The organism is Actinokineospora spheciospongiae (assembly GCF_000564855.1).
GTDB classification, from domain to species: domain Bacteria; phylum Actinomycetota; class Actinomycetes; order Mycobacteriales; family Pseudonocardiaceae; genus Actinokineospora; species Actinokineospora spheciospongiae.
On record NZ_AYXG01000039.1, the window covers coordinates 50,056 to 75,505 of the forward strand.

Sequence of the window (25,450 nt, forward strand, 5' to 3'; positions counted from 1 at the left end):
TACCCACGATGAGAGCCGACGCCCCCCGACCGGGAGCGCAACCCGCCCCCAAGAGCCCGGTGTCGCTGACCGACCTGCGGCACGCGAGCACGATCCTCGACTGGCTGCGCGACTACATCTCCATGCCGCACCCCCGGCTGGGCCGCAGCGGACCGGTGTGCCCGTTCGTCCCGCAGTCGCTGCGCACCGACCAGGTGCGGATCGTGCTGCACGACGAGATCGACGGCTCCGACACCGACGCGATCGCCGCGCTGCTGCGCGACTACCTGGCCGAGTTCATCGCCACCACGCCCGCCTCCGCGGCGGCGCGGCGGCAGCGCAGCCTGGTGATCGTGCTCCCCTCGATCGACGACGAGCACTACCCCCTGCTCGACCAGGTGCACCGCGACGTGAAGACCGACATGGTCCTGGGCGGGGCGATGCTCGGGCAGTTCTACGAGGGCTGCCCGGAGACCGCCGTGCGCAACCCCGGGTTCGAGGTGTCCACCGGGCCGGTGCCCTGCTTCGTCATCCGGCACATGGCCCCGCACGACGTGCTGTTCCTGCACGAGCGGGCCGACTGGTTCGCCGAGTACCACCGCCGCTTCGCCGCCGAGTACGCGGCGGGCAAGGTCAACGACCCCCTGATGGTCCGGCTGTTCGAAGAGGCCTCCGCTGACATCGACACCGCCGACCTCGCCGGGGAAGACAACACCGAAGAAGAACTGGAGAAGCGATGAACACCACCGTGCGCCGCAAGCTGCGCTTGGCCGCCGTCGCGTGCGCCGCGGGCCTGACCGCCGTCGGCTGCGCCCTGCCCGAGGAGGTGGACTTCGCCGCGGCGTCCACCCTCGACATCGGCGGCGGCCCGGCCTCCACGGCCACCGCCGACATCAACGACGACGGGATCACCGACGTGATCACCGGCGACTTCCTCAGCACGACCGTGTCGGTGCTGCTGGGCGACGGCAAGGGCGGCTTCGCCGAGCCGATCAACTCCGAGGTGGGCATCAACCCGGCCGACGTGGGCGTGGGCGACTTCGACGGCGACGGCAACCTCGACGCCACGGTCCCCAACTACGGCAAGGGCATGGTCACCGTGGTCTTCGGCGACGGGTCGGGCAAGTTCGCCAACCCGACGCAGTTCCCGACCGGTGAGGACCCCAACCGCATCCTGGCCGTCGACCTCGACGACGACGGGTCGCTGGACCTGGTCACCAGCAACTACAAGGGCGGTGACATCTCGGTGCTGATGGGCGACGGCAAGGGCGCCTTCGCCGAGCCGGTCAACACCCCCACCCCGGCGGCCCCGATCCGGCTGCTGGCCGCCGACCTCGACGAGGACGGCGTGCTGGACCTGATCATCGGGCACTTCGGTTCGCACGACGTGTCGATCCTCTACGGGACCGGCAAGGGCGCCTTCCGCGCCCCCGAGGTGATCACCACCGCCGACGACCCGGCGGGCCTGGCGGTGGCCGACCTCGACGACGACGGGCACGTGGACCTGGCGGTCGCCAACTACGGCTCCAACGACGTGTCGGTGTTCCTCGGCGAGGGCGAGGGCGAGTTCGCCGACCCCCGCCGCTACCCGGTCAACGGCGGCGCCCCGGCGGGCCTGCTGGCGGTGGACCTCAACGGCGACGGGTACCTGGACCTGGCGACGAACAACTCCACCACCGACGACGTGAGCGTGCTGCGCGGCGACGGCGCGGGCCGGTTCAGCGAGGGCGCGCTCGCCGACGTGGGCGACGACCCGCGCGGGGGCATCGCCGCCCTGGACGTCGACGGCGACGGCGCCACCGACCTGGTCACGGTGAACCACAACTCCAGCGACATGTCGGTGCTGCTCAACAACGGCGGCGGCGGCAAGACCAAGCGCGCGGGCAAGTGAGCCGCGCACCGGGAGGGGAACGGCCGTGAGCACGCGAGAACACACCGCCGGGCCGCGCGTGCAGGTGGTGGTCAACCACGAGGAGCAGTACTCGATCTGGCCCGCCGACCGGGAACCGCCCGCGGGCTGGACCCCGGTGGGCGTGGCCGGTCCCGAGGAGGAGTGCCTGGACTGGATCGAGGCGCACTGGACCGACCTGCGCCCGCTCAGCCTGCGACGGGCGATGGGGGCCGAACGGGTGGCAGCGCCGTGATCGGACCCCAGGGGTGCACCCACCGGAACCGGGCCGGTACTTTCGGTGAGCCGGTCGAACCAGACGCGCGGGAGAACTAGGACATGCCAACAGCCGACACCGAGGCGGGGACGCCGAGCGCCACCCGCCTGCTGCGGACCAACAGGCCGCTGCGCGCGTTGTTCACCGCGCGGGTGGTGTCCTACGGCGGTGACTCGCTCAGCCTCGTCGCCCTGATGCTGCACGTGGCCAACACGACCGGCCAGGGCCTGGCGGTGGCGCTGCTGCTGCTGGTGGGCGACTTCGTGCCGTCGCTGATCAGCCCGCTCACCGGGGCGATCAGCGACCGGTTCGACCTGCGCCGCGTGATGATCATGTGCGAGATCGCCCAGGGCGTGCTGGTGCTGATGATCGCGTTGGCCCTGCCGCCGCTGCCGCTGCTGCTGACCCTGGTCGGCCTGCGGGCGATCGCCTCGCAGATCTTCCAGCCCGCCTCCCGCGCGGCCATCCCGTCCATGGTGGGCGAGCGCGACCTGGAGACGGCCAACTCGGCGGTGGGCTTCGGCTCGAACTGCGCCGAGGCGTTCGGACCGCTGCTGGCCGCGGCGATGCTGCCGTTCCTGGGCATCCGCGGCGTGCTGCTGGTCGACGCGGCGTCGTTCCTGCTCTCGGCGGTGGTGCTGCTGGCCACCAAGCCGATGCCGCCGGTGCCGGACCCCGACGCCGACCAGGGCACGCTGCTGACCCAGGCCAAGGTGGGGTTGGGCTACATCCTGCGGACCCCGGCGATCCGGATCATCTCGCTGGGCTTCTGCGCGGTGGTGGCGTTCAACGGCGTCGACGACGTGGCGCTGGTGCTGCTGGCCAAGGAGGACCTGATGTCCGGGGACTCCTCGGTGGGCCTGCTGCTGGGCGCGGTCGGCATCGGCCTGCTGGTCGGGTACGCGCTGCTGACCCGCTACAGCTCGTCCATGGCGATGCCGACCCTGCTGGTCGCCGGTTTCCTGGTGAGCAGCGCGGGCAACTTCCTGACCGGCCTGGCCTGGTCGGTGGCCGCGGCGTTCACCGTGCAGGCGGTGCGCGGCCTGGGCATCGCGGGCATGGACGTGGCGTCCTCGACGATGTTGCAGCGGATGGTGCCGCCGAACCTGCTCGGCCGGGTCTTCGGCAACCTCTACGGCGCCATCGGGGTGGCGGCGGCGATCTCCTACGTCGGCGGCGGTCTGCTGCTCGACGCCACGGACGCCCCGACCACGCTGATGATCGCGGGCGGCGGCGGCGTGGTGTTCACCCTGCTGGTGGCGGTCACGCTGCCCAGGGCGCTCAAGCGCCACACGGCCCCGGAGACGCCAGAGGACCCCGCGCCGGACGAGGTCGCGCACGACGCGATGTCCGCCGACGAGACCCTGGCGGACAAGCAGGCCAGGGGCTGATCGTCGGCTACCGCGGTGCGTCGGCCCACCGGCGCACCGCGGTGGCCAGTTCGCCGCAGGTGGCGAAGCGGTCCTCCGGGCGCGGGGCCATGGCCCGCCGGATGACCGCCGACAGGGCCGCGCCGTCCCCGGGCAGCGCGGCGTGCACCCGTTCGCGCAACCCGGGCTCCTCCTCCAGCCGCCACGGCTCCACCCCGGTGGCGCAGGCCAGCACCAGCGCGCCGAGGGAGTACACGTCGGCGCGGTGGTCGGCGGGCAGCCCCGCGAGCTGCTCGGGGGCACCGTAGCCGGGTGACCCGGCGGAGCGCTCCGGGCGGGCCTGCGCGGCGGTGCCCGGGGTGCGCGCCGGGGTGGCGATGCCGAAGTCGCTCAGGAAGCAGTGCCCGCCCGCCCGGGTGGCCACCAGGACGTTGCGCGGCTTGACGTCGCGGTGCACCAGCCCCCAGGCGTGCACGTGGTCGAGGGCCGAGGCGACCTGGCCCACCACCTCCGCCGTCCGCGCCGGGGTGCACGGCCCCTCCTCGTCGAGCAGGCTCTGCAGGTCCGAGCCGTGCACGTAGGCCAGGACGACGTAGAGCGACCCGCCCGCCTCCCCGGCCGAGAGCACCCGGGTGATGTGCGGGTGGTCCAGCCCGGCCGCCATCCGCGCCTCACCGAGGAAGCGGGCGCGCAGCCTGTCCTCGTGCGCGACGGCCGGGCGCAGCAGCTTGATCGCGACCCGGCGGGCGAGCAGCAGGTCCTCGGCCAGGTACACCACGCTGATGCCGGAGCCGCCGATCTCGCCGTGCACGCGGTACCCGGGAACGTGGGGCGTGTCCACCGCGCCTCCCTCCCGCACGACTGACAGAACACCCTACCCTACATCGGAAACCCGGCCCCTGTACCGAATCCGGGGCCCGTGGTTAGCTCGATTCCGAGCGGGACAGTCACAACCACCCGGTCGACGCAGGACCCGAGAAGGGCGCGGCGGCCGACCACTTCGCCGAAGGTGTGAGACCGTGTCCACAACAGACGAAACCCGGGTGTCCGCGCCCCCGGCGCGACCGGTTTGGGACGACCGGACCCCCGACCTGCCAGACCAGCTCCAGCGCACTCCGGTGTGGACCGACGAACTCGTCGCGGCCTCGGGCATCCCCGTGGTGGACGTGCCGTTCGTGACCGTCGGCGGCGGCATGGGCTCGTTCACCATGGTCGACGTGCTGCGCATCGCCGGGGTGCCGACCAACCAGGTGAAGGTGCTCACGAACCTGCGCCACCCCTGGGAGAACTACGCCTACCTCACCGGCGTCTCCCAGCTCCCGCCGCACTACCGCATCCGCTCGGACGCGTCCTCGATGCCGGACAACCTCTGGGGCTTCCCGAGCTACGCCGCGCGGCGGGCCTTCCACTCGCGCAGCGTCAGCGGCTTCATCGCTCCACTGTGGAACGTGCTGACCGAGAACGTGCTGACCGACTACTGGACGCCGCTGGCCGGTGAGGTCTTCGAGGGGATGCGCCGCGAGGCCGACCGGATCGGCTACTGGGACTGCGTGGCGCACGGGCAGGCCAGGATGGTCCGCAAGCGCGCGGCGGGCGGCTACTTCACCGTGTTCACCACCCAGGGCGCGCGCAAGCAGCGGATCATCTACCGCAGCGCGTACGTGCACCTGGCGGTCGGCTGGCCGAGCATCCGGTTCCTGCCGGACATGCAGCAGTTCCGCTCCCAGCACGGCAACGGGTACCGCTTCGTCAACGCCTACGAGCCGCACGAGCAGGTCTACGACGACCTGGTGGCCCGCCCGGGCACGGTGGTGCTGCGCGGCGGCGGCATCGCGGCCTCGGCGATCATCCACCGGCTGCTCAACGACCGCGAGAAGCTGGGCGCGCAGACCAGGATCGTGCACGTGCTGCGCACCTACGTGGAGGGCCCGCACGGCCCGTCGCGGTTCATGCGCCGCCGCGGCAAGAACGGCTGGGCGCACCAGGGCTTCAACTGGCCGAAGGCCTCCTGGGGCGGTCAGCTCAAGATGCGCATGGAGCGGCTGGAGGGCGAGGAGCGCAAGCGGCTCTGGGAGACCCTGGAGGGCACCACCACCCCCTACCGCAAGGGCTGGCAGAAGCAGCTCGCCGCCGCCCGCCGCGACGGCGTCTACACCACCGTCGCCGGGGTCATCGACCGGGTCGACCGGGTCGGGGACGGGCGGCTCGGCGTGGTCTACCGCGACACCAAGGGCGGCGGCCTGCGCTCGCTCGACGCCGACTTCCTGGTCGACGCGACCGGGCTGATCGGCGACCTGCGCTCGCACCGGCTGCTCAACGACCTGGTGGAGGTCACCGGGGTGGACCGCAACGTGCTGGGCAGGCTCGACGTGAGCCCGGGCTTCGAGGTGCGCTCGGCGCGCAGCGGCTCGGGCCGGATGTTCGCCGCGGGCGCGATCACCGAGGGCGCCTACTACGCCCCGGCCGACTCGCTGCTCGGCGTGCAGTACGCCTCGCTGCGCACCGCCGACCAGCTCGCGGAAATGGGCTTCGGCAAGCGCATCGGCTCCGGCCGCTCGATCGCGCAGTGGTGGCGCTTCATGCGGGGGGTGACCCCGTGACCCCGACGCTGCTGGGCCGCTGGCAGTCGCGGCTGTTCGTCCTGGCCACCGCCGGTCTGCTGTGGACACTGCTGCTCACCCCGCTGCTGCCGGTCGGGTTCGCGACCACGCGGGAGACCTACGCGGGCACCTTCGCCGCCATCGGGGTGACGGCGGCGGTGGGCCTGGTGCTGTGGGAACCGCTCTACCAGTTCCTGCAGCAGTTCCGCTGGGAGAAGGACTGGCCCGCGATGTTCACCCTGCTGGAGGGCATCCCGGAGGGTGTGGTCGTCTTCTTCCTGCTGCGCGACGTCCTCGGTTTCGACGTGCGCGCCACCCCGTTCCTCATCCACTTCGGCACGACCTGGCTCGTGGTGTTCCTCTGCCTGCACGGGCCGTTGCGCGTGGTGTCGGTCCGCTGGCGATTCCGTGCTGGGAGACTGCTGTGAAACTCGACGACTTCAAGGTGGCCGTGCGGCCGGGCCCGGGGCTGGTGGGCCGGTTCCCCACCTCGGTCCTGCTGCTGGCCGGGGACGACCGGCCCGACGCGGGCGCCAACGCCCACGACAAGCTGATCGGCCTGTTCAGCGACGGCGCCGAGCTGGGCCCCCGGCTGGAGGCGATGTTCGCCGCCCCGGGCCCGACCGAGTCCGCCTCGGTGTTCGCCGCCGTGGTGGAGACCGGGGAGCGGGTGCACGTCTACCTGCACGGCCCGCTGGAGGTCTCCGCCGACAGCCCGACCGCGGAGCTGCGGGTGTGGGGTCAGCCGGGCGGCGGCCTGCGCCGCTACGACGCCCCGGACGGCATCGGCTCGCTGTCGATCCGCGGGGTGGGCGAGCAGATCAGCACCGACACGGCCTCGCTGTCGCTGCGCAACGGCCTGGTCTCCGGCGGCGGCCTGGTGCTGCACCGCGACGGCGCCGAGCCCCCCGCCCGGCCCACCGAGATGGCCCCGATGGCTGCCGAGCACGACGCCCAGGCGAGCGGCAACGGCGGCACCGGCACCATGACCGCCGCACCGCCCGCTCCCCCGGCGTCGCAACCCATGTCGCAACCGATGTCGCAGTCGGGGTCGCAGCCCGCTCCCCAGCCCGTGTCGCACCGGATGTCGCAGCCCATGACCCGGCCGACGCCGGTGCAGTCCCCGCCCACCGGGCAGGTCCACACCGCCGCACCGTCGTTCACCGGCGGACCGCCGGTGTTCCCGACCTCCGGCGCCCGGCCGCAGCCCACGCGGTCCGGCGGCACCCCCGACTGGCTCGACCAGGGCAACCGGTCCGACACCGAGGCCGCCACCGGCGCACCCACCCCCTCCTACGGTTCGCGGATCGGCGCCCGGCTGATCAGCACCGCGATCGTCGGCGGCCTGGCCACCCTGCTGCTCGGGTTCGTGCTGCCGGTCGGCTTCGCCCCGCTGGAGGACGTCTACCTGTCCACCTTCATCGGGTTGGGCCTGCTGTTCGTGCTCGGCGCGGTGGTGTGGGACTTCATCTTCGACACCCTCCAGCGCAGGCGCTCGGCCAAGGACTGGCCGGTGGCGTTCCTGCTGGCCCAGGCCGTGCCCGAGGCGGCGCTGGCCTACGGCGCGCAGACCCTGCTGCTGCCCGACGGGTACGTGGTCGACGAGGTCGCGCTGGCCATCGACCTGGGCGTGGTCGCCGTGCTGATCAGCCTGGGCACCCTCCTGCTGGGCAAGGTCCCGCCCACCCGCAAGCTGCTGTACCGCCGCACGCCCGCCACCGCCGGGGGCAGCTCCACCGACGGCCCAGGCGGGTTCCACTCCCTGCCCGGTTCGCCCACCACCGCCCAGTCCGCCGGGGGTTCCGCCGCGAACACCCCGATGGTCTGGGGCATCAACTGCCAGCAGGGGCACTTCAACCGCCCCGACGCCCGCTACTGCGCGGCCTGCGGCACCGCGATGCACGGCCTGACCCACGAGCCCAGGCAGGGCCCGCGCCCGCCGCTGGGCTACCTGATCGGCGACGACGGCGCCTCGCACGTGCTCGACCGCGACGTGGTGCTGGGCACCGCGCCGCACCACGACGACAAGGTGCGCACCGGGCAGGCGGTCGCCCTGGCCGTCGCCGACGGCACCGGGCTGCTCGCCGACTCCCACGCCGACATCGCCCTGAGCGAGTGGGACGTGACCGTCGTCGACCGCGGCCACCCGCAGGGCACGCACGTCCGCGAACCCGACAGCGCCACCTGGGTGCGCCTGGCCCCCGGGCAGCCGTTCACCGTCGCCTCCGGCAGCCGCATCCGCCTGGGCAGCCGCGACCTGGCCTACCACGCGGCCAACACCCGCTGACCACCCCGTTCGGACAGTCCGTAAACCAGATCGAGGAGAGTCATGACTTCGGCGATGTACCAGCCCGAGACCACCCGCTCCTTCTACAACAACTGGGGCGCCAACGAGTGGAACCGGCTGGAGAGCTCGTTCGAGAACCGGATCAACTACCAGATCCACCGCACCATCCTGGGTGAGCTGGTCAAGCCGGGCGACCGGGTGCTGGAGGCGGGCGCCGGTCCGGGCCGGTTCACCCTGGAGCTGACCAAGGCGGGCGCCGAGGTCACCGTGTGCGACCTGTCCGACGTGCAGTTGGCCTTCAACAAGGAGAAGGTCACCGAGGCGGGCCTGGCGGGCAACGTCACCGGCTGGCACCAGGCCGACATCGTCGACCTGAGCCGCTTCCCGTCGGCGGGCTTCGACACCGTGGTGTGCGTGGGCAGCGTGCTGAGCTGCGTGCTCGACCGCATCCCGGAGGCGTTCGACGAGCTGATCCGGCTGGTGCGCCCCGGCGGCACCGTGATCGTCAGCGTCACCTCCCGCTACGGCTACCTGCGGGCGGGCCTCAACGCCATCCTGCCGATGGTCGCCGCGGGCGGACAGCTCGGGGCGATCGACCAGGCGGTGGCCACCGGTGACATCGCGGGCGTCCAGGCCGACTTCGAGCTGCTGACCACGCACTTCTTCACCTGGGACGAGCTGCGCACGCACCTGACCTCGCGCGGCTGCGAGATCGTCACCGCCTCGGCGTCGAACTTCCTGTCCGCCGACACCCCGCTGCTCGACGAGTCGCTGCTGGCCGACCCGGAGGTCATGGCCGCCTTCACCCGCTGGGAACTGCAGGCCTGCCGCGCCCCGGGCAACATTGACGGCGGCACGCACATCATCGCCGCCGCCCGCAAGGCGGAGTGACGGTGCAGGGATACCAGCAGTCCACCTACGGCGACCGGATCGCCGACATCTACGACCGGGTGCACAGCAACTGGACGCCGGACGACACCGTGGACACGGTGGTCGAGCTGGCCGACGGCGGCCCGGTGCTGGAGCTGGGCGTGGGCACCGGGCGGGTGGCGCTGCCGCTGGCCGAGCGCGGGGTCAAGGTCACCGGCGTGGACATCTCCGAGCCGATGCTGGCCCAGCTCCGGGCCAAGGACCCCGACGGCAGGGTGGAGACGGTGCTCGGCGATTTCATCGACCTGCCGGTGACCGGCCGGTTCAAGGTCGTGCTGGTGGTCAACTCGCTGTTGCAGCTCGCCGGGGCCGACACCCAGCAGCAGTGCCTGCGCAACGTCGCCAAGCACCTGGCGCCCGACGGCGTGCTGGTGCTGGAGGAGGCCAACCCGGCGGTGTTCATCCGCCCCGGGCTGGAGATCCTGCGGATGACCTCCGACGAGCTGCACCTGCTCGCCGCCCAGTACGACCCGGTGCACCAGCACTACTTCGCCCAGCACGTGATCGTGCGCGACGGCGAGACCCGGCTCAACCCGATGGCGCTGCGGCTCACCTCGACCTGCGAGCTGGACCTGATGTGCGAGCTGGCCGGGATGCGGCTGGCCGAGCGGTGGGGCGACTGGGCGCGCAGCAGGCCGTTCCTGGCCGAGAGCCGCTCGCACATCTCGCTCTACCGGCCGGTGGAGCGGTGATGGAGTTCGGGTTCTGCTTCGGCACCATGCTGCGCGCCGACCCGGACGCGAGCAGGCTCTGGGAGCTGTTGGCCGAGGTCGAGCGGGTCGGGTACGACTCGGCCTGGCTCTACAACACCAACGGCGCCCTGCCGCCGGTGCTGGACCTGCTCACCGAGGCCGTGACCCGCACCGAGCGGCTGGTCGTGGGCCCGCACGTGCTGGTGGCGGCGGGGATGCCCCCGCTGCCGCTGGCCGAGCGGCTCAGCGGCCTGGCCGCGGCGTCCTCGGGCCGGTTCGTCGCCCAGCTCGGCCTCGGTGGGCCGCGCGAGGCGCTGATCCCGGACCCGAGGGAGGCGGCCAAGGCGATGGAGGGCCTGCTCACCGACATGGCGGCCCACTTCGACGCCGACGACTCCCGACCCAGGCCCCCGGTCTGGCTCGGCGGCCACTCGCCCAGGGCGGCCCGCCGGGTCGCCGCCCTGGCCGACGGCTGGGTGCCGTCGTTCATCGCCCCCGCCGAGTTCGGCGCCCGGCGGGCGATGATCGACGGGCTGGTGGCCGAGCGCGGCGGGCGCAAGGAGGTCACGCACGCGGTCCAGGTCGTGTACGTGCCCCCCGAGCTGGACGGCCAAGACTGGCTCACCGAACAGCTCGACGACGAGGTCCGCAGGCACAAGCCGGGTTTCGCCACCGCCGACATCTACGCCTTCGGCGGCTACGGGGCGGTCGTCGACCGGGTGGCGGAGTTCCGCGACCAGGGCGCCGCGCACGTGATCCTGGTCCCGGCCCGCCCCCCGGCCGACCCCGCCGAGGAGATCACCCGGTTGTACGAGGAGGTGGTCCGGACCTTCCGGTGACCGCGGGCGGGCGAACCCGGTATGGTTCGTCCGCCCCGCCGGGCACCCTGCGTGAGCGCCCCGGCACGGAAACCGACCCCCACCGCACCGGAGTGATCCATGTCCGACGTCCCCGGAACGACCGAAACGACGGCCGAGACGACCGGCGAGACGGCGCACCCCACCGACTTCGACTGGCCGTTCCTGCGGCTCGTGCTGGTCATGGTCCTGGGCGGGATGATGGCCTTCCTGGACGCGACCATCGTCAACGTCGGCGTGGACACCCTGCGCACCGAGTTCGGCACCGGGCTGGAGACCATCCAGTGGGTCGCCACCGGCTACCTCCTGGCGGTGGCGGTGGTGACCCCGCTGGCCGGGTGGCTGATCGACCGCTTCGGCGGCAAGCGGATGTGGCTCACCGGGCTGGTGGCGTTCCTCGTCGGGTCGGTGCTGTGCAGCCTGGCCTGGTCGGCGCCGAGCCTGATCGCCTTCCGGGTGGTGCAGGGCCTCGGCGGCGGGATGCTCGAACCGATCATGCTGGCGCTGCTGGTCCGCGCGGCGGGGCCCGCCCGCATCGGCAGGCTGATGGGGCTGCTCGGCGCCGTCACCGTCGGTCCGGTGCTGGGCCCCCTGCTCGGCGGGACGATCCTGGCCAACCTCGACTGGCACTGGCTGTTCCTGATCAACGTGCCGCTCGGCCTGGCCGCGATCGCCTGCGCCGTGCGCTACCTGCCCGCCGACTCACCGGGGGCGGGCGGCGGAGGCGCGCCGCCCGCGAAGGTCGACGTGCTGGGCATCGCGCTGCTGTGCCCGGCCAGCGTCGGGCTGATGTTCGGCCTGTCCCGGGCCGGGGACGGCAGCGGCTTCGGCAGCGCCCCGGTGGTGCTGGGGCTGGTGGTCGGCGCGGTGTTCCTGATCGCCTACCTGGTGCACGCGCTGCGGATGAGCGGCACCCCGCTGATCGACCCGCGCCTGTTCGCCCGCTGGACCTACACCGCCAGCGCGATCGGCATGACGGTCCTCGGGGTCGTCCTGTTCTCCCTGCTGTTCCTCATCCCGCTGTACTACCAGGAGATCCGCTCCTACGGCCCGCTCGCCGTGGGGCTCCTGCTCGCCCCGCTGGGGCTGGGCGCGCTGGTGGGCAACCCGGTCGCGGGCAAGTACGTCGACCGCCTCGGCGCCCGGGTCCTGGCCCCGTTCGGCGGCCTGCTGATCGCCGCCACCGCCGTCGTGTTCATCACCGCGGGCCCCACCACGCCGGTCGGCTGGCTGATCCCGTGGACCTTCCTGGCGGGCTTCGGCGTCGGCTGCGTCGGCGCCCCGACCATGGGTTCGCTCTACCGCACGGTCCCCGGTGACGCGGTCCCCCGCGCCACCAGCGCCGCCATGGTCCTGCACCAGCTCGGCGCGGCCTTCGGCATCGCCATCGTCGCCCTGGTCCTGCAACGCAACCTGGCCTCGGGGACCGCGGAGTCGGCCTACTCCGACACCTTCTGGTCCCTGCTCGTGGCCGCCGCGCTCATCTTCGTGGTCGGGTTCGCCCTGCCGCGCAGGCAGCGGCCCACCGAGACCGGCTGAGCCGCTGCCCCCGGGGTCACGGGGTGTGCTCGTGCACGAGGGCGCAGCCGTCGAGCTTGGCCACCGGGGTGACCGCGGCGCGGACCCGGCGGGTGGCGGCGGTGGAGGCCAGCAGCGCGCCTGCGGCCACGGCGGCGCGCACCCGGGGGTTGGCGGTGCCGACCCAGGCCGCAGCGGTGGCGGCGACCAGCGCCAGCCGGGCCGCCTCGGCGACGCGGGCGGGTTCGGTGGCCAGCGTGCGCGCCAGAGTGCGGCGCAGGTCGGTGCGGCGCAGGTCGGTGCGGCTCGGTTCGGTGCGGCTCGGTTCGGTGCGGCTCGGTTCGGCGGCCATCAGCCCACCATCCGGCGGGCGGCGTCGTCGTTGACGGCCTTGGCCAGGGCGGCGTAGTCGATCTCCACCTTGAGGCCGCCGCGGGCGATCAGCTCGGCGGCGAGGCGGGCGTGGTCGATGGTGGCACCGGCCTCGGCGGCGGCCTCGGCGGCGGCGATGCGCTCGACGAGGTAGTTGCCGTCCAAGGTGTCCAGGGCGGTTGCCGGGGTCGCGCCCTTGGTGCCCTCGGCCACCTCGCGAGGACCGTTCGGACCCGTGACGAACCAGCGCTGGCGGCAGAAGCCGAACACGCGGTTGAACAGGGCGCGCTGCTCGGAGCTGGAGAGTGCGGACAAGAAACCGTCCTCCTGGGGCGGGGGTGGGGTGGGAGGGGCGCCGACCTGGGCGCGGAACCGGGCCATGCCGCCCGGCCAGGTGTTGATGTCGATCTTGCGGCTGGTCCACTCGGAGTGGCCGATGACCCGGGCGGCGGGGAACCGGTAGTGCGCCGACAGCGCCGCGCACAGCCGGGGGTAGGCGGCCAGTTGCGCGGCGGGCCAGGTGCCGGAGCCCTCGCACTCGATGCCGACCAGGTTGGCGTTGCCGTTGGCCCCGACGCCCGCGAGGTAGCCCTCCCCGGCGTGGTAGGCCAGCCCGGCGGCGATGACGTAGACCGTGCCGTCGCGGCCGAGGCCGAGGTTGGCCAGCGGTCCGGGCAGACCGGCGCGACCGTCGCGCACGATACCCAGCGACGGGTAGTCCTCGCCGGGGCGCACGGCGGGACCGGTGGCGGTCCAGTGGCAGACGACGCCCTTCACCGAGGTCATCGGGCCGTGCCCGCGGCCGGTCCACGAGCCGCACTCCACGACGCGCAGCCCGGACTTCCGCACGGCCTGGGCGAGGTCGGTCAGGTACGGCACGGCACGGCTCCTCACGGTTCCCCGTCGACACGGTCCACCCGGAGTCCGGCCCCGGCGGTGGCGCCCGGGGTTCCCGATCCCCGGCGCGGCAAGGTGACCGACCGCGCACCGACCGGAGTGGACGGTGCGCGGTCGAGCGGTCCTCTTCGGAGGCAAGTGTCGTTCCGCCGCCGACCGGGGTTACGCCCGTTACCCCGTCGTGATGAAACTGCTCTCCGGGTTCCGCTGCCGGATCACCGGGCGCGACCGCGCCCCGGCCTCACGGTCCGACCGGTTCGCACCGGTCGAGCCAGTCGGCGGGAACGTCGTCGAGCCCGGTGCGGGCGGCGACGACACCGCCGACGACGGCGCAGGTCGTGTCGACGTCACCGCCCGCCGCGGCGGTGGCCCACAGCGCCTCGACGAGGTCGTCGAGGTGCCGGGCGGCGCACCACAGCGCGAACGGGACCGTGTCCGCGGCGGAGATCCGGCGGCCGGTGCCCAGCGTCCCGCCCGCGTTGCGCGGGTCGGTGCCGAAGCCGACGCGGGCCGCCCGCAGCAGCCCGTCGCGCACCCGCCCGGCGGGCACCCGCTCCAGCACAGCCGGGATCAACCCCTCCCCGGGGGTGTCGCGACCGGCGGCGACGGCGGCGGCCAAGGCGACCGCGACCGCCCCGGCGGCCCCCTCCGGGTGGGCGTGGGTGACCTCGGCCGACCGCACCGCCGCCGCGGCCACGCGGTCGAGATCGTCGGCGAACCAGGCGCCCAGCGGGGCGACCCGCATGGCCGCGCCGTTGCCCCACGAGCCCGCGCCGCCGAACGCCGCCCCCGCGGCCGCGCGCCACGGCACCCCGGCGCCGAGGGCGGCGAGGACGTCGTGCATCGATGCCCCGTAGTGGCGGTGGGGGTCGCGGGCGTAGGCGGCGGCGAACCCGGCCGCCAGCGCGTCCCGGTCGACCTCCCCGTGCTCGACGAGCACCCGGTGCAGCACCAGGGCCATCGCGGTGTCGTCGGTCCACGGCCAGGGGACCGGCGCGACCCGGCGGGACGGCAGGTCGCCCAGCGGCCGGAACCAGGTCTGCCCGAAGCGGTCGCCCAGCGCCAGGCCGCGCAGGGAGTCGAGGGCGGCGGGAGGTCCGGTCACGGGCAGAGGGTGCGCCGCGCCCCGCCCCGCGCGCACCCGCTTTTCCGGTCCGCCCGGGACCGGTACGGTCGGCGCGTGCACTCGACTCGGGTTTCGCGGGTGGTCAACGCACCGCGCGCGGCGGTCTACCGGGCGCTGCTGGACCCCGCCGCGGTCGCGCGGTGGCGCGTGCCGGACGGGATGACCGGGCACGTGCACGGGTTCGACGCCCGCGAGGGCGGCGCCTTCCGGGTGTCGCTGACCTACGACGTGCCGGACGGGACGGGCAAGTCGTCGTCGGGCACCGACACCTACCGCGGGCACTTCGCCGAGCTGGTGCCCGGCGAGCGGGTGGTGGAGGTGCTGGAGTTCGAGACCGACGACCCGGACCTGGCCGGGGTGATGACGATGACGACCAGCCTGGCCGAGTCGGGCGGCGCCACCGTGGTCACGATCGTCCACGAAGGACTCCCCGACAGCGTCGCCCCCGCCGACAACGAGGCGGGGACCCGGATGGCCCTGGCCAACCTCGCCGCCCTGGTCGAACCCCGCGGCTGACCGGGCGGCGACGCCGCGATTCCGCGGTGGTCAAGGATTCCCAAACAGCCCGGTAAATCCGGAAGAATCGAACCGGCCGGGTCGGCGAATTCGCTTTCCGAGATCATTCCCGTCACCCACCGTGCAGCGGAAAACCCCTGCACCCGGCCCCGAATGCACGGATCGAGTGATATACCGGACCCCGCCTTCCGAAGTCCGGAATGCCTAGTATTCTTCGACCTCGCGCGGGCGGGTGGGCGAACACCCCGCGACAAAACCACGGGGGGCGTCGTGCAGGTGAGCACGCTGAGCGGGGCGGCCGGGAGCAGGACCGGTCGCCGCCGCCGGGTCAACCACGACGTGGCGCACCTGGGGCTGGGCCCGCTGCTGGCGGTGGTCGCCGACGGCCTCGGCTCCAGCCCCGGCAGCGCCCACGCGAGCCGCACGGCGGTGGAGCTGCTGATCGGGCACGCGGGTGGCGGCGTGGACGGGCTGCGCGCCGCCGTGGTCGCCGCCCACGAGCGCGCCGCCACGCACGCCGCCGGGAACACCACCTTCGCGGGCTGCGCGCTGACCGCCCTGGCCGAGTGCGCGGACGGGTTCTGGGTGGTGCACCTCGGGGGTTCGCGGCTGTACCGGTTGCGCCGCGGCCTGCTGGAGCTGCTGACCACCGACCACACCATGGCCTGGCTGGACACCGTGCACAGCCCGCCCCCGTTCGGTCCTCCCGCGACCAACCCGACCCGCCGCCACCTGACCCGCTACGTCGGCCACTTCGACCGCCCGGCCCCGGACCTGCTCCGGCTGGACGTGGCGGGCGGCGACGTCCTGCTGCTGTGCTCCGACGGCGTCTCCGGGCAGGTCCCGCACACCCGCATCGCGGAGGTCCTGGGCTCCCCCGGCGCCCCGGAGGCGATGGTGGCGACCCTGCTGGCGGACGCGGAAGCCGCGGGCGGCGAGGACAACGCCACCGCGGTCGTGGTCCGCGCGGACCGCCACGCCCCGGCGGGCACCCCACCGCAGCTCAGCAGGCGCTGACCCCGTCGGCCCACGAAGGGCGGGGCGCGCGGCTCGCGGTGGTGGCGGCGAGGATGTCCGCCGCCCAGTCGATCGGCCGGGTGTGCCCGACGGCGGCGCCGAGGCGGCGCAGGCGGGCCCGCCGCTCCCGCACGGGCAGTGCGAGCGCGGTTTCCACTGTCGACACCAGGTCCTCCGGTGACGCCGGGTCGGTGAGCAGTGCGCCCGCGGCGAGGCGTTCGGCGGCCCCCGCGCACCGGGACAGCACGAGCACGCCGGTGCCGCCGGTGGCGACCTGGGCGGCGACGAACTCCAGGGCGGTGAGGTTCATGCCGTCGCGCAGCGAGGTCACCCAGAACACGTCGGCGGCGGCGTACTGGCGGACGACCTCCGGGAACGGCAGGCCGGGCAGGTGCTCCACCGGCCGCCAGGTGCCGGTGGACCACCGCCGGTTCACCTCGGCGACCCGGCGCGCGAGGTCCCGCCCGGTCGTGTCGTAGGCGGTGACGCCCGGTTCCGGCGGCGGGCACACCAGCCGGAAGACCAGTTCGCCGCGCAGGTCCGGGCGGCGGCGCAGCAGCTCGTCGACCGCGTCGACCTTGGCCACCGGCGCCTTGGCGTAGTCGAGGCGCTCCACCGACAGCACCAGGCGCGGGGTCCGGTCCGGCGCGTGCGCGCGGGCCAGGTCCGCCACCAGCGGCCGGTCGATCCCCAGCGGGTGCACCCCGACCGCGGGCCCGCCCGGGACCGCGCGGCGGAAGTTCTCGGCGAAACCGCGGGTGTGGAACCCCGCCCAGTCCAACCGGGTCAGCGACTCCCGGACCTCCTCGGCCACCGGGAGCCGGTCGAACACGGCCGGTTCCGGGAACGGGGTGTGGTGGAACAGCCCCACCACCAGGTCGGGTCGGGCGGCGCGCAGCAGGCCGGGGACGAGCCAGAGGTTGTAGTCGTGCAGCCACACCACCGCCCCGGGCCGGGCGAGCGCGCTGACGTGCTCGGCGAAGCGCTCGCTGACCCCGCGGTGCACCGACCACGCCCGCGCGTCGAACCGCAGCAGGTCCGGGCGCGACACCAGGACCGGCCACAGGGTTTCCTTGCAGGCGCGGTGCACGGAGTCCGACCACTGGGCGCGGGTCAGCGGCAGGAACGCCAGCGGCAGGCCGGTGCCGTGGTCGTCGGTGCGGGTGTGGACGGCCGTGGTCGCCCACACCGCGTCCAGGCCCTGGGCGAACAGGGAGGTCAGCGTGGGCAGGATGCCGTTGGGGCTGCCGGGTGGGCGCCACCCGCCCGGCGTGGGCACGACCGGGGGCCGGTGGTAGCCGACGACCAGCGGCCCGCGGTCGTCGACCCAGCCCAGGGCGCGCAGTTCGGCGAGGATCGCCGCCGCCCCGGCCTGCCCGGGGCGGTGCGTGGCGCCGGGGCCGACGGCGGCGGTCAGGCCCGGTTCGGCGCCGCCCACGACCACACCGCGCGCGCCGGTGGTGAACAGCGACAGGTCGTTGAGCGAGTCACCGGCCACCAGGACGTCGGTCATCGACCACCCCCGGTGGGCGGCCAGGGCGCGCAGCGCGGCGCCCTTGTCGACCCCGCGCGGGAGCACGTCGAGGAAGCGGCCACCGGAGTGCAGCAGGTCGCACCCGAGCGCGCGGACCGCCTCGACCAGCTCGGCGGTGACCTCCTCGGCAAGGTAGGAGCAGCGCCCCTCCTGCGGCACGCCTTCCTGGTACGCCAACGGAAAACCGCGCAGCGCGGCCCGCACGCGCGCCGCCCCCGGCCACCCCCGGCGCAGCGGGTCCTGCACCTCGGGGACGGTCCGCAGGGACCCGTCGTACACCGTCGCGCCCACGTCGCCGATCACCCAGGCGGGCCGGGGCACGAGCGGGTCGCGCAGCACCTCGGCGACGGAGGCCCGCCCGCGCCCGGTGGCGAACACGACGGTGATGTCCGGGGTGAGCGCCGCCAGCAGCGCGGCGCGCTCGGCGGGTGTCCCGGCCAGCAGCGTCCCGTCCAGGTCCGTGACCAGCACCGGCATCGTCGCCCCCAGTCAAGCGAACGCCCGGTGACCAGGACAAGACCCCCGGGTGAAGCCGCTTCACGTTAGGACACCGCCGGGCCCGCCCACCCGTGGTGCGACGACGATCACCCGCCGCTCACCCGTTCGGCGGCCTGCGCGCGGGTGGGCGCGGCGCTGGAGCCGACCCCGGTCACCGACGCCGACCCGCAGGCGACCGCCAGCGCGAGGCACGTGCGCAGGTCGGCCCCGCCCAGCAGCCCGTGCACGAACCCGGCGTCGAAGCAGTCCCCGGCGCCGGTGGTGTCCACGACGTCCACCGCGGGCGCGGGCAGCGCGCAGAACTCCTTGCCCCGCAACGCCAACGCGCCGTCCGCGCCCCGCTTGACCACCACCGTCCCCACCACCTCCGCCAGCACCCGCGCGGCGTCCTCGACGGTGGAGGCCCCGGTCAGCCGCAGCGCTTCCTCGGCGTTGGGCGCGAACACGTCCACCTGGGCGAGGACGTCCCGCACGGCCCCCAGCGCCACCGGCACGTCCTGGCAGTCCATGAACACCAGCGCCCCCGCCGCCCGCGCCCTCCCCAGTGCCCGCGCCACCCCGGCGCCGTGGCGCAGGATGGGCAGCAGCAGCACGCGCGGGCGGTGGGCGGCCACCAGTTCCCCCAGGGGCGGTTCCACCGCCGGGTCCCGGTAGCTGACCATCGCCCGGTCCCCCGCACCCGACAGCACGGCGGTCACGTTGCGCTGCGGCCCGTCGACGGCGGTGAACCCGCTCCCGTCCAACCCTTCCCGCCGCGCGACCGGACCCGGGCGGCGGGGCGCGGTCCCCGGTGGAGGACCGGAACCGGACGGGTGAACCGGGGTGCCCCTCGGCGGCGCGGGAGTGCCCCCGGCCGCTCCGGTGGGGATACTGGCCGGGTGGGTCCACTCGCCTTGCGGTTCGTCGGGCACTCCACCGTGCGGGTGGAGCTGGCCGGGCACGTCGTGCTGACCGACCCGGTGCTCACCGACCGGGTGTCGGCGCTGGCGCGGGTGAGCGCGCCCAGCACCCCGGCCGACCGCGCCGACGTGGACCTGGTGCTGCTGTCGCACCTGCACGGCGACCACGTGCACCTGCCGTCGCTGCGGCTGCTCAGCCCGCACGTGCGGGTGGTGGTGCCGCGCGGGGCGGGCGACTGGCTGCGGGCGAAGGGCGTGCGCAACGTCGACGAGCTGGCCCCGGGCGCGGAGCTGGAGCACGGCGACCTGCGGATCACCGGTGTCCCCGCCGAGCACTCTGGGCACCGGTGGGGGCCGCGGTCCACCCGGGGCCCGCAGGCCCGGGCCATGGGCCACCTGATCGACGGCGCCGGGCAGCGGGTCTACGCGGCGGGCGACACCGACCTGTTCCCGGGGATGGCCGACCTGCGCGAGGTGGACGTGGCGCTGCTGCCGGTGTGGGGGTGGGGTCCGACGCTGGGGCCCGGGCACCTCGACCCGGTGCGCGCGGCCACCGCCGTCGAGCGCGTCCGGCCGGGGGTGGCGGTGCCGGTGCACTGGGGGACGCTGGCGCTCGCCGGGCTGCCCCGGCTGCCCGGCGGGCACGGCAGGCGGATGCGGCGGCTGCTGCACGACCCGCCGCACGAGTTCGCCGCCGCCGTCGCCGGGACCGGTGTGCCGACCCGGGTCCTGGTGACCCGACCGGGCGACGACGTGCCGCTGCCGGACCCGCGATGAGCGACTTCCCCGCCCTGGACCGGGCAAACCCGACCACCTCCGGAACCGGCACACCAATCCCGGTCCCGGTCACCCACTCCACCGACCACATACCGCCGCCGGACCCGCGATGAGCGGCATCCCCGCCCTGAACCGGGCAAAACCGACCACCCCCGGAACCGGCACACCAACCCCGGTCCCGGTCACCCACCCCACCAACCACATACCGCCACCGGACCCGCGATGAGCGGCTCCCTCGGCGTGGACCGGGCGAACCTGACCACCCCCGACCCCGCCACACCAAACCGGGTCCCGGTCACCCACCCCACCACCCCCGACCCCACCACCGGAACCGGCACACCAACCCCGGCCCCGATCACCCACCCCACCGACCACATACCGCCACCGGACCCGCGATGAGCGGGTTCCTCGGCGTGGACTGGGCGAACCCGTCCTCCCTCGGCTACCCGGTGATCTTCGGCGGGGTGCTGCTGGGGTCGGTGGTGCCGGTGGTGCCGACCGGGGCGGTGGTCGGCGCGGGCGCGGCGATCGCGGTCAGCGGCGGGCACCTCGACCTCGTGCTGGTGGTGCTGCTGTCGACCCTGGGCGCGCTGGTGGGCGACCTGGTCACCTTCGGCGCGGGCCGCGGCGGGCGCGGCGCGCTGAGCCGGTGGTTCGAGCGGCGCCAGTCGCCGGAGAAGCTGGCGGGGGCGCGGGAGCGGTTCACCGCGCGCGGCTGGGTGCTGGTGGTGGTCGGGCGGCTGGTGCCCGCGGGCCGCATCCCGGTGCTGCTGGCCGCCGGTGCCCTGGACTACCCGTGGCGGCGGCTGGTGCCCGCCGCGGCCGCCGCGTGCCTGCTGTGGGCGGTGGCCTACGCCGCGCTGGGCGTGCTCAGCGGCGGGCTGTTCGACAACCCGCTGGTCGCGACCGTCGTCGCCACGTCCCTGATCCTGCTGCTCACCCTGGCCGTCGGCGGGGTCCAGCGGCTGCGGCGGCGCGGGGAGGAGCGGCGCGGTGCCGCGTGACACCACCGGCAGCCTCGTGCGGGGCGGGCGCGTCGTGGCCCGCCTGCTGCTGGTGTGGGTGCTGGTGGCGGTCAGCCTGCACCTGCTCGACCTGTGGCTGACCGACTTCGCCATGCCGCGGTGGTGGCAGCCGACGGTGTTCGCCGCCGCGGTCGGCCTGCTCAGCGCCGTGGTCTGGCCGCTGATCATGCGGTTCGTCCCGCCGGGCCTGGTGCTGCTGCTCGGCCTGGGCTCGTTCCTGCTGCTCGGCGCGGGCGTGCTGGCGATCTCGCTGGCGGTGCCGTACGTGGTGATCGGCAACCTGCACACGGCGGTGCTGGTGGCGGTCGTGGTTTCCGCCGTGGCCGGTCTGGCGTCGAGCGTCCTGGCGATCGACGAGGACGAGGTCTTCTTCCGCCGCGCGGCCCGCCGGTTCCGCGACGGTGACCGCTCCCCCGCCGATGAGCCACCGGGGGTGCTGCTGCTCCAGATCGACGGGCTGGGACACGACACCGTGCGCCGGGCGGTCCGCGACGGCGACCTGCCCACCCTGGCGCGCTGGCTGTCCACCGGCAGCCACGTGCTCACCGACTGGCACTGCGACTGGAGTTCGCAGACCGGGGCGAGCGTGTGCGGGCTGCTGCACGGCTCCAACGACGACATCCTCGGCTTCCGCTGGTACGAGAAGGACCGCGACCACGTGATGGCGTGCGCGCACCCGGGCGACGCCGCCGAGATCGAGCGCAGGCACTCCGACGGCCGCGGTCTGCTCGCGGGCGGCGGCGCGGCCCGCGGCGGGCTGTTCACCGGTGACGCCGAGCAGACCAGCCTGACCATGAGCGCGGTCCCGTTCCTCACCCGGCGCCCGCGCGACACCATCGGCGCCGGGTACTACGCCTACTTCGCCAACCCGGTGAACCTGTTGCGCACCCTGGGTTCGGCGCTGGTCGACGTGCTGCGCGAGGTGTCCGCCTCCACCCGCCAGCGCCGCGCCGGGGTGCGACCGCGGGTCAGGCGCGGCGGCTTCTACCCGTTCGCCCGCGCGGGCACCACGGTCATCGTCCGCGACCTGGTCGTGTCCGCGCTGATCGGCGACATGCTGGCGGGTCGCCCGGTGGTGTACGCGGACTTCCTGGGCTACGACGAGGTCGCCCACCACACCGGCATCGAGCGGTTCGACGCGCTGGCGGTGCTGCGCTCGATCGACCAGCAGATCGGCAGGCTGCACCGCGCGGCCCGGCTGGCCCCGCGCCGCTACCACCTGGTGGTGCTCTCCGACCACGGGGTGACCCAGGGCGAGGCGTTCACCAACCGCTTCGGCGAGTCGATCGAGCAACTGGTCGGCAGGCTGTGCGGGGAGCCGCGGTCCGGGCGCGGACCGCGCCGCTCACCGGCGGAGGGCTGGCAACTGGGGGCCGCGGTCGCCGAGGCGTCCACCGGCTCCGGTCCGATCGCGAGCGCGCTGCGGGCCCGGGCGGCCCGGGCGGCGGCCCCCGACCGGCACCGCACCGAGCAGGGCAGGCCCGCGGCGGTGACCAGGGCGGCGCCCGGGGTGGTCGTGGTGGTGTCCGGGCACGTGGCGATGGTGTCGTTCACCGACGTCGAGGGCCGGGTGGACGTGGAGACCGTCGAGCGCCTGTTCCCCGACCTGCTGCCCACCCTGGTCGACCACCCCGGGGTGGGGTTCATGCTGGTGCGCAGCGCCGAATCCGGCCCCCTGGTCCTCGGCCGCGACGGCATCCGCCACCTGTCCGACGACACCGTGCGCGGCGCGGACCCGCTGGCGCACTACGGCCCGCACGCGGCGGACCTCATCCGCCGCACCGACGGCTTCGCCCACTGCCCCGACATCCTGATCAACAGCCGCTACAGCCCGGCCACCGACGAGGCCTCCCCGTTCGAGGTCCACGTCGGCTCGCACGGCGGCCTCGGCGGCGGCCAGTCCCGCGGCTTCCTGGTGCACCCGGCGGAGTTCCCACCGCCCGGCGAGATCATCGGCGCCGAGCACCTGCACCGGGTGGTCCGCGACTGGCTCACCGGCCTGGGCCACCCCGAACCGGGCCAAGCCGACACCGGAGCCCGGACCGCCCCTGTCCCGCCCGGGTGAAGTCGGCGGAGAACGAGACCGCTCACTCACGGTTCGCGCCCGGACGCCGCCGACTCCGGCCGGACAGGACAGCCCGACCCGCCGCCGAACCGACCGACCGATGATCGGTCACACCGGCCGCATCGACGAAAAAGTGGGCGACAAACAGTACTGACCGCACAAGTTTCACCACATCGGGCGTACACGAGCAGGTGAATGCAGCTCAGTACCATCACCCTCCGAACTGGGGAGGTCGATGGTGGTGGCCGAGCGCGCCGCGGAACCGGTGGTGCGGGAGCGGGAACAGCAGCGGCGGTGGGTGGTGGCGCTCGGGCTCCTGGCAGCCGCGCCGGTGCTCCTGGCGGCCTGGGAGTCCGTGCGGACGACGCGGGTCAACGTGCTGCTGGACTACTGGCACGTGCTGGCGAAGGTCACGTCGGACTCCGGTTCCCTGGAGTTCGGTCCACTGTGGAGCTACCACCTGGAGCAGCCGTTCGTCCTGCCGTCCCTGCTGTTCTACGGCGACGCCGCGTGGTTCGGCGGGGACAACCGGGTGCTGACCCTGCTGACCGTCGGGTTGCTCGTCGTCGCCCTGGTGGCGATGCGGTCGATGCTGGCGGTCAGCGGGGTCGCGCGGGCGGCGGTCGTGGCGGTGTTCGCGTTCCTGGTCTGCACCCCGCACCTGGCGGAGCTGTGGGTGCAGGCCACGAACGGCATGAGCTGGGTCCCCGCGGTGGTGCTGTCGGTGCTGGCGGTCGTGGCCGCGCACCACGGGCGGGTGGGGTTCGCCCTCGCCGCCGCCGCGGTGGGCGCGGTGTCGTTCGGGGCGGCGATGCCGGTGTGGTTCGCCGTGGCCCTGGTGCTGTGGTTGCGGCGGGAGCGGTGGTGGCGGGTCGTGGTGCCCGCGGCCGTGGGGGTCGTGGTGGTCGCGGGGTGGTTGGCGACCCGGCCGCCGGAAGCGCAGTCGATGGCCGGTTCGGGGTTCGCGCCGGTGGCGCGGGCGAAGGTCGTCACGGCGGTGCTCGGGAGCGTGTGGACCTCGGCCACCCCCGCGGTCGCGGTGGTGGTGGGCGCGGCCGTGGGGGCGGTGCTCGTCGGGCTGGGGGTCGCGGCGGCACGGCGGCGCGGCAGCGCGGAGACCGTCGCGGACGCCGGGTGGGTGGGGTTGGCGGCGTACGCGGTGGCGGTGGCCGTGCTCATCGGGCTGGGGCGGACCACCCCGGCCGCACCGGGTGGCAACGCGGGCCTGATCAGCCGCTACGCCCTGGCGGGTGTCCTGGCGACCTGCGCCCTCATCGCCCTGCTGGTCCGGCGGCGGCCGGTGCCGGGGCGGGTGGCGGTTCCGCTCGCCGCGGCCCTGGTCGCGATCACCTTCGTGACCGGAACCGCGAAGGCCGGGGCCGTGCGCAACTCCCACGCGCCCCTCGGCGTGGTCCCGGTGGCCCTGCGCATGGAGAGCACCCGGGCACTGGCCGCCCTCCAGGTCCAACCCGCCGTGCTCCCCGCCGCCAAGGCCCTGGGCATGTACCCCTTCGACGGCACCCACACCCTGGGCTGCGCGAACCTGGAACTCGGCGACCGCGTCGACCCGGCCCGCACCCGCGACCTGCCCCGCGCCGACGGCGTGGTCGACGCCCCGGCCCTCACCGCGGACACCGTGGTCGCGGGCTGGGCCGACCTCGCCGGGCGGGCGGGCACCTGCGCCCTGGTGACCACCCCGGACGGGCTCGTGGTCGGCGGTGGCATCACCGCCCTGCCCCGCCCCGACGTCCCCCGGACCGGCGGCCTGGCGGGCTTCCGCGTGGTCGTCGGCCCCGGGGCGGGCGACGTCCTGGTCCACCTCGACGGCACCTTCCACCGGGTGCTCGGCCGCCCGGACGCCTGAGCCCGCTCAGCCCGCGCGGAAGCCCTCCACGAGGCGCCGCTGCCAGGGCGTCTCCACGGCGTGCTTTCGGTAGTGGGCGCGGACGTGGGCCACCGCGTCCCCGGGTGCGACCCCGTCCAGGACCGCCAGGCAGGCCAGGGCCGTGCCGGTGCGCCCGTTGCCGCCACCGCAGGCCACCTCGACGCGCTCGGTGTCGGCGCGGCGCAACAGCTCGCGCAGGTCGGCGACGAAGCCCGGGCGGTCCAGGGGCAGCCAGAAGTCCGGCCACCGGACCCACCGGGTCTCCCACGCGAACTCCGGCGGCCTGCGCCCCCGCAGGTGCAGGGCGAAGTGGGGTTCGGGACCGGCGGGCAGCGGGTGGCGCAGGCCGCGCCCGCGCACGAGGCGGCCGGAGGGCAGCCGCAGCACTCCCTCGGCATCGGCATCCCAGGTCGACATCACGCCAGGCTAGAGCCCACCACC

The 25,450-nt window shown here is 74.5% G+C and carries 24 protein-coding genes; 17 read left to right on the top strand and 7 right to left on the bottom strand.

Annotation, left to right across the window (positions count from 1 at the left end; translation table 11 throughout):
* Positions 1–8: 8 nt before the first annotated feature.
* The 4 genes from UO65_RS04780 (at position 9) to UO65_RS04795 (ending at position 3,535) form a co-directional block, all read left to right on the top strand.
* A complete protein-coding gene (locus UO65_RS04780; RefSeq protein WP_152551982.1) occupies positions 9–719 on the top strand; it encodes a DUF6875 domain-containing protein in 711 nt (236 codons plus the stop codon).
* Positions 716–1,870, top strand: a complete 1,155-nt coding sequence (locus UO65_RS04785) for an FG-GAP repeat domain-containing protein (protein WP_052020734.1) — start codon at positions 716–718, stop codon at positions 1,868–1,870. The genes UO65_RS04780 and UO65_RS04785 overlap by 4 nt, the downstream gene beginning before the upstream one ends.
* A 25-nt stretch (positions 1,871–1,895) precedes the next feature.
* Positions 1,896–2,123 (top strand): MbtH family protein, encoded by a 228-nt coding sequence (locus UO65_RS04790; RefSeq protein WP_052020736.1) that lies wholly within the window; start codon positions 1,896–1,898, stop codon positions 2,121–2,123.
* Between the two features lie 83 nt (positions 2,124–2,206).
* On the top strand, positions 2,207–3,535 hold the full coding sequence (locus tag UO65_RS04795; RefSeq protein WP_063935884.1) for an MFS transporter: 1,329 nt from the start codon (positions 2,207–2,209) through the stop codon (positions 3,533–3,535).
* A 7-nt stretch (positions 3,536–3,542) separates the two neighbouring features.
* Here UO65_RS04795 and UO65_RS04800 read toward each other — a convergent pair whose 3' ends face one another.
* Positions 3,543–4,355, bottom strand: a complete 813-nt coding sequence (locus tag UO65_RS04800; protein WP_052020738.1) for a serine/threonine-protein kinase — start codon at positions 4,353–4,355, stop codon at positions 3,543–3,545.
* Between the two features lie 178 nt (positions 4,356–4,533).
* Here UO65_RS04800 and UO65_RS04805 point away from each other — a divergent pair, with 178 nt between their 5' ends.
* The 7 genes from UO65_RS04805 (at position 4,534) to UO65_RS04835 (ending at position 12,419) form a co-directional block, all read left to right on the top strand.
* Positions 4,534–6,114 carry a hypothetical protein gene (locus UO65_RS04805; protein ID WP_200873308.1) on the top strand — a complete coding sequence of 527 codons (1,581 nt, stop codon included), beginning with the start codon at positions 4,534–4,536 and terminating at the stop codon, positions 6,112–6,114.
* Positions 6,111–6,542, top strand: a complete 432-nt coding sequence (locus tag UO65_RS04810) for a hypothetical protein (RefSeq protein ID WP_035279110.1) — start codon at positions 6,111–6,113, stop codon at positions 6,540–6,542. The genes UO65_RS04805 and UO65_RS04810 overlap by 4 nt, the downstream gene beginning before the upstream one ends.
* Positions 6,539–8,401, top strand: coding sequence for a hypothetical protein (locus tag UO65_RS33045; protein WP_052020741.1), 1,863 nt, complete (start codon positions 6,539–6,541; stop codon positions 8,399–8,401). Before UO65_RS04810 ends, UO65_RS33045 begins: the two co-directional genes overlap by 4 nt.
* Positions 8,402–8,443: 42 nt before the next feature.
* The gene (locus tag UO65_RS33050; RefSeq protein ID WP_084175321.1) at positions 8,444–9,292 is read left to right on the top strand and encodes a class I SAM-dependent methyltransferase; all 849 of its coding nucleotides are present in this window, start codon (positions 8,444–8,446) and stop codon (positions 9,290–9,292) included.
* Positions 9,289–10,023, top strand: coding sequence for a class I SAM-dependent methyltransferase (locus UO65_RS04825; RefSeq protein WP_084175322.1), 735 nt, complete (start codon positions 9,289–9,291; stop codon positions 10,021–10,023). Before UO65_RS33050 ends, UO65_RS04825 begins: the two co-directional genes overlap by 4 nt.
* Positions 10,023–10,862, top strand: coding sequence for an LLM class flavin-dependent oxidoreductase (locus UO65_RS04830; protein ID WP_035279113.1), 840 nt, complete (start codon positions 10,023–10,025; stop codon positions 10,860–10,862). Before UO65_RS04825 ends, UO65_RS04830 begins: the two co-directional genes overlap by 1 nt.
* Positions 10,863–10,961: 99 nt before the next feature.
* On the top strand, positions 10,962–12,419 hold the full coding sequence (locus UO65_RS04835) for a DHA2 family efflux MFS transporter permease subunit (RefSeq protein WP_084175323.1): 1,458 nt from the start codon (positions 10,962–10,964) through the stop codon (positions 12,417–12,419).
* Positions 12,420–12,435: 16 nt separating this feature from the next.
* Here UO65_RS04835 and UO65_RS04840 read toward each other — a convergent pair whose 3' ends face one another.
* The 3 genes from UO65_RS04840 to UO65_RS04850 all read right to left on the bottom strand — a co-directional run bounded on the left by UO65_RS04840 (position 12,436) and on the right by UO65_RS04850 (position 14,772).
* The gene (locus tag UO65_RS04840) at positions 12,436–12,750 is read right to left on the bottom strand and encodes a hypothetical protein (RefSeq protein ID WP_035279114.1); all 315 of its coding nucleotides are present in this window, start codon (positions 12,748–12,750) and stop codon (positions 12,436–12,438) included.
* Positions 12,750–13,649, bottom strand: coding sequence for a peptidoglycan recognition protein family protein (locus tag UO65_RS37210; RefSeq protein ID WP_052020743.1), 900 nt, complete (start codon positions 13,647–13,649; stop codon positions 12,750–12,752). The genes UO65_RS04840 and UO65_RS37210 overlap by 1 nt, the downstream gene beginning before the upstream one ends.
* A gap of 259 nt (positions 13,650–13,908) precedes the next feature.
* Positions 13,909–14,772 (bottom strand): ADP-ribosylglycohydrolase family protein, encoded by an 864-nt coding sequence (locus UO65_RS04850; protein ID WP_035279115.1) that lies wholly within the window; start codon positions 14,770–14,772, stop codon positions 13,909–13,911.
* Between the two features lie 75 nt (positions 14,773–14,847).
* Between UO65_RS04850 and UO65_RS04855 the strand changes: the two genes are divergently transcribed.
* Both UO65_RS04855 and UO65_RS04860 read left to right on the top strand, forming a co-directional pair.
* The gene (locus UO65_RS04855) at positions 14,848–15,309 is read left to right on the top strand and encodes an SRPBCC family protein (protein ID WP_035279116.1); all 462 of its coding nucleotides are present in this window, start codon (positions 14,848–14,850) and stop codon (positions 15,307–15,309) included.
* Between the two features lie 276 nt (positions 15,310–15,585).
* Positions 15,586–16,326 (top strand): PP2C family protein-serine/threonine phosphatase, encoded by a 741-nt coding sequence (locus UO65_RS04860; RefSeq protein ID WP_233427443.1) that lies wholly within the window; start codon positions 15,586–15,588, stop codon positions 16,324–16,326.
* Here UO65_RS04860 and UO65_RS04865 read toward each other — a convergent pair.
* Both UO65_RS04865 and UO65_RS04870 read right to left on the bottom strand, forming a co-directional pair.
* Positions 16,313–18,337 (bottom strand): trehalose-6-phosphate synthase, encoded by a 2,025-nt coding sequence (locus UO65_RS04865; protein ID WP_052020745.1) that lies wholly within the window; start codon positions 18,335–18,337, stop codon positions 16,313–16,315. The genes UO65_RS04860 and UO65_RS04865 overlap by 14 nt on opposite strands.
* Positions 18,338–18,444: 107 nt before the next feature.
* Positions 18,445–19,101 (bottom strand): carbohydrate kinase family protein, encoded by a 657-nt coding sequence (locus UO65_RS04870; RefSeq protein ID WP_052020746.1) that lies wholly within the window; start codon positions 19,099–19,101, stop codon positions 18,445–18,447.
* A gap of 135 nt (positions 19,102–19,236) precedes the next feature.
* Between UO65_RS04870 and UO65_RS04875 the strand changes: the two genes are divergently transcribed.
* The 4 genes from UO65_RS04875 to UO65_RS04890 all read left to right on the top strand — a co-directional run bounded on the left by UO65_RS04875 (position 19,237) and on the right by UO65_RS04890 (position 24,988).
* Positions 19,237–20,034 (top strand): MBL fold metallo-hydrolase, encoded by a 798-nt coding sequence (locus UO65_RS04875; protein ID WP_035279117.1) that lies wholly within the window; start codon positions 19,237–19,239, stop codon positions 20,032–20,034.
* Positions 20,035–20,429: 395 nt separating this feature from the next.
* Positions 20,430–21,038 carry a DedA family protein gene (locus UO65_RS04880; RefSeq protein WP_324608951.1) on the top strand — a complete coding sequence of 203 codons (609 nt, stop codon included), beginning with the start codon at positions 20,430–20,432 and terminating at the stop codon, positions 21,036–21,038.
* Positions 21,028–23,124 (top strand): alkaline phosphatase family protein, encoded by a 2,097-nt coding sequence (locus tag UO65_RS04885; RefSeq protein WP_035279118.1) that lies wholly within the window; start codon positions 21,028–21,030, stop codon positions 23,122–23,124. Before UO65_RS04880 ends, UO65_RS04885 begins: the two co-directional genes overlap by 11 nt.
* A gap of 235 nt (positions 23,125–23,359) precedes the next feature.
* Positions 23,360–24,988: a hypothetical protein gene (locus UO65_RS04890; protein ID WP_052020747.1), complete on the top strand. Its 1,629-nt coding sequence runs from the start codon at positions 23,360–23,362 to the stop codon at positions 24,986–24,988.
* Positions 24,989–24,994: 6 nt separating this feature from the next.
* On the opposite strand, the gene UO65_RS04895 is transcribed toward UO65_RS04890, so the two are convergent.
* Complete coding sequence (locus tag UO65_RS04895) at positions 24,995–25,426, bottom strand: protein-tyrosine phosphatase family protein (protein WP_035279121.1); 432 nt, start codon at positions 25,424–25,426, stop codon at positions 24,995–24,997.
* Positions 25,427–25,450: the final 24 nt, after the last annotated feature.

Excerpts from the sequence above, each read along its gene's own strand:
- UO65_RS04780 (WP_152551982.1), top strand. The coding sequence starts at position 9 with ATGAGAGCCGACGCCCCCCGACCGGGAGCGCAACCCGCCCCCAAGAGC.
- UO65_RS04785 (WP_052020734.1), top strand. The coding sequence starts at position 716 with ATGAACACCACCGTGCGCCGCAAGCTGCGCTTGGCCGCCGTCGCGTGC.
- UO65_RS04795 (WP_063935884.1), top strand. The coding sequence starts at position 2,207 with ATGCCAACAGCCGACACCGAGGCGGGGACGCCGAGCGCCACCCGCCTG.
- UO65_RS33050 (WP_084175321.1), top strand. The coding sequence starts at position 8,444 with ATGACTTCGGCGATGTACCAGCCCGAGACCACCCGCTCCTTCTACAAC.
- UO65_RS04830 (WP_035279113.1), top strand. The coding sequence starts at position 10,023 with ATGGAGTTCGGGTTCTGCTTCGGCACCATGCTGCGCGCCGACCCGGAC.
- UO65_RS04835 (WP_084175323.1), top strand. The coding sequence starts at position 10,962 with ATGTCCGACGTCCCCGGAACGACCGAAACGACGGCCGAGACGACCGGC.
- UO65_RS04840 (WP_035279114.1), bottom strand. The coding sequence starts at position 12,750 with ATGGCCGCCGAACCGAGCCGCACCGAACCGAGCCGCACCGAACCGAGC.
- UO65_RS04865 (WP_052020745.1), bottom strand. The coding sequence starts at position 18,337 with ATGCCGGTGCTGGTCACGGACCTGGACGGGACGCTGCTGGCCGGGACA.
- UO65_RS04880 (WP_324608951.1), top strand. The coding sequence starts at position 20,430 with ATGAGCGGGTTCCTCGGCGTGGACTGGGCGAACCCGTCCTCCCTCGGC.
- UO65_RS04890 (WP_052020747.1), top strand. The coding sequence starts at position 23,360 with ATGGTGGTGGCCGAGCGCGCCGCGGAACCGGTGGTGCGGGAGCGGGAA.
- UO65_RS04895 (WP_035279121.1), bottom strand. The coding sequence starts at position 25,426 with ATGTCGACCTGGGATGCCGATGCCGAGGGAGTGCTGCGGCTGCCCTCC.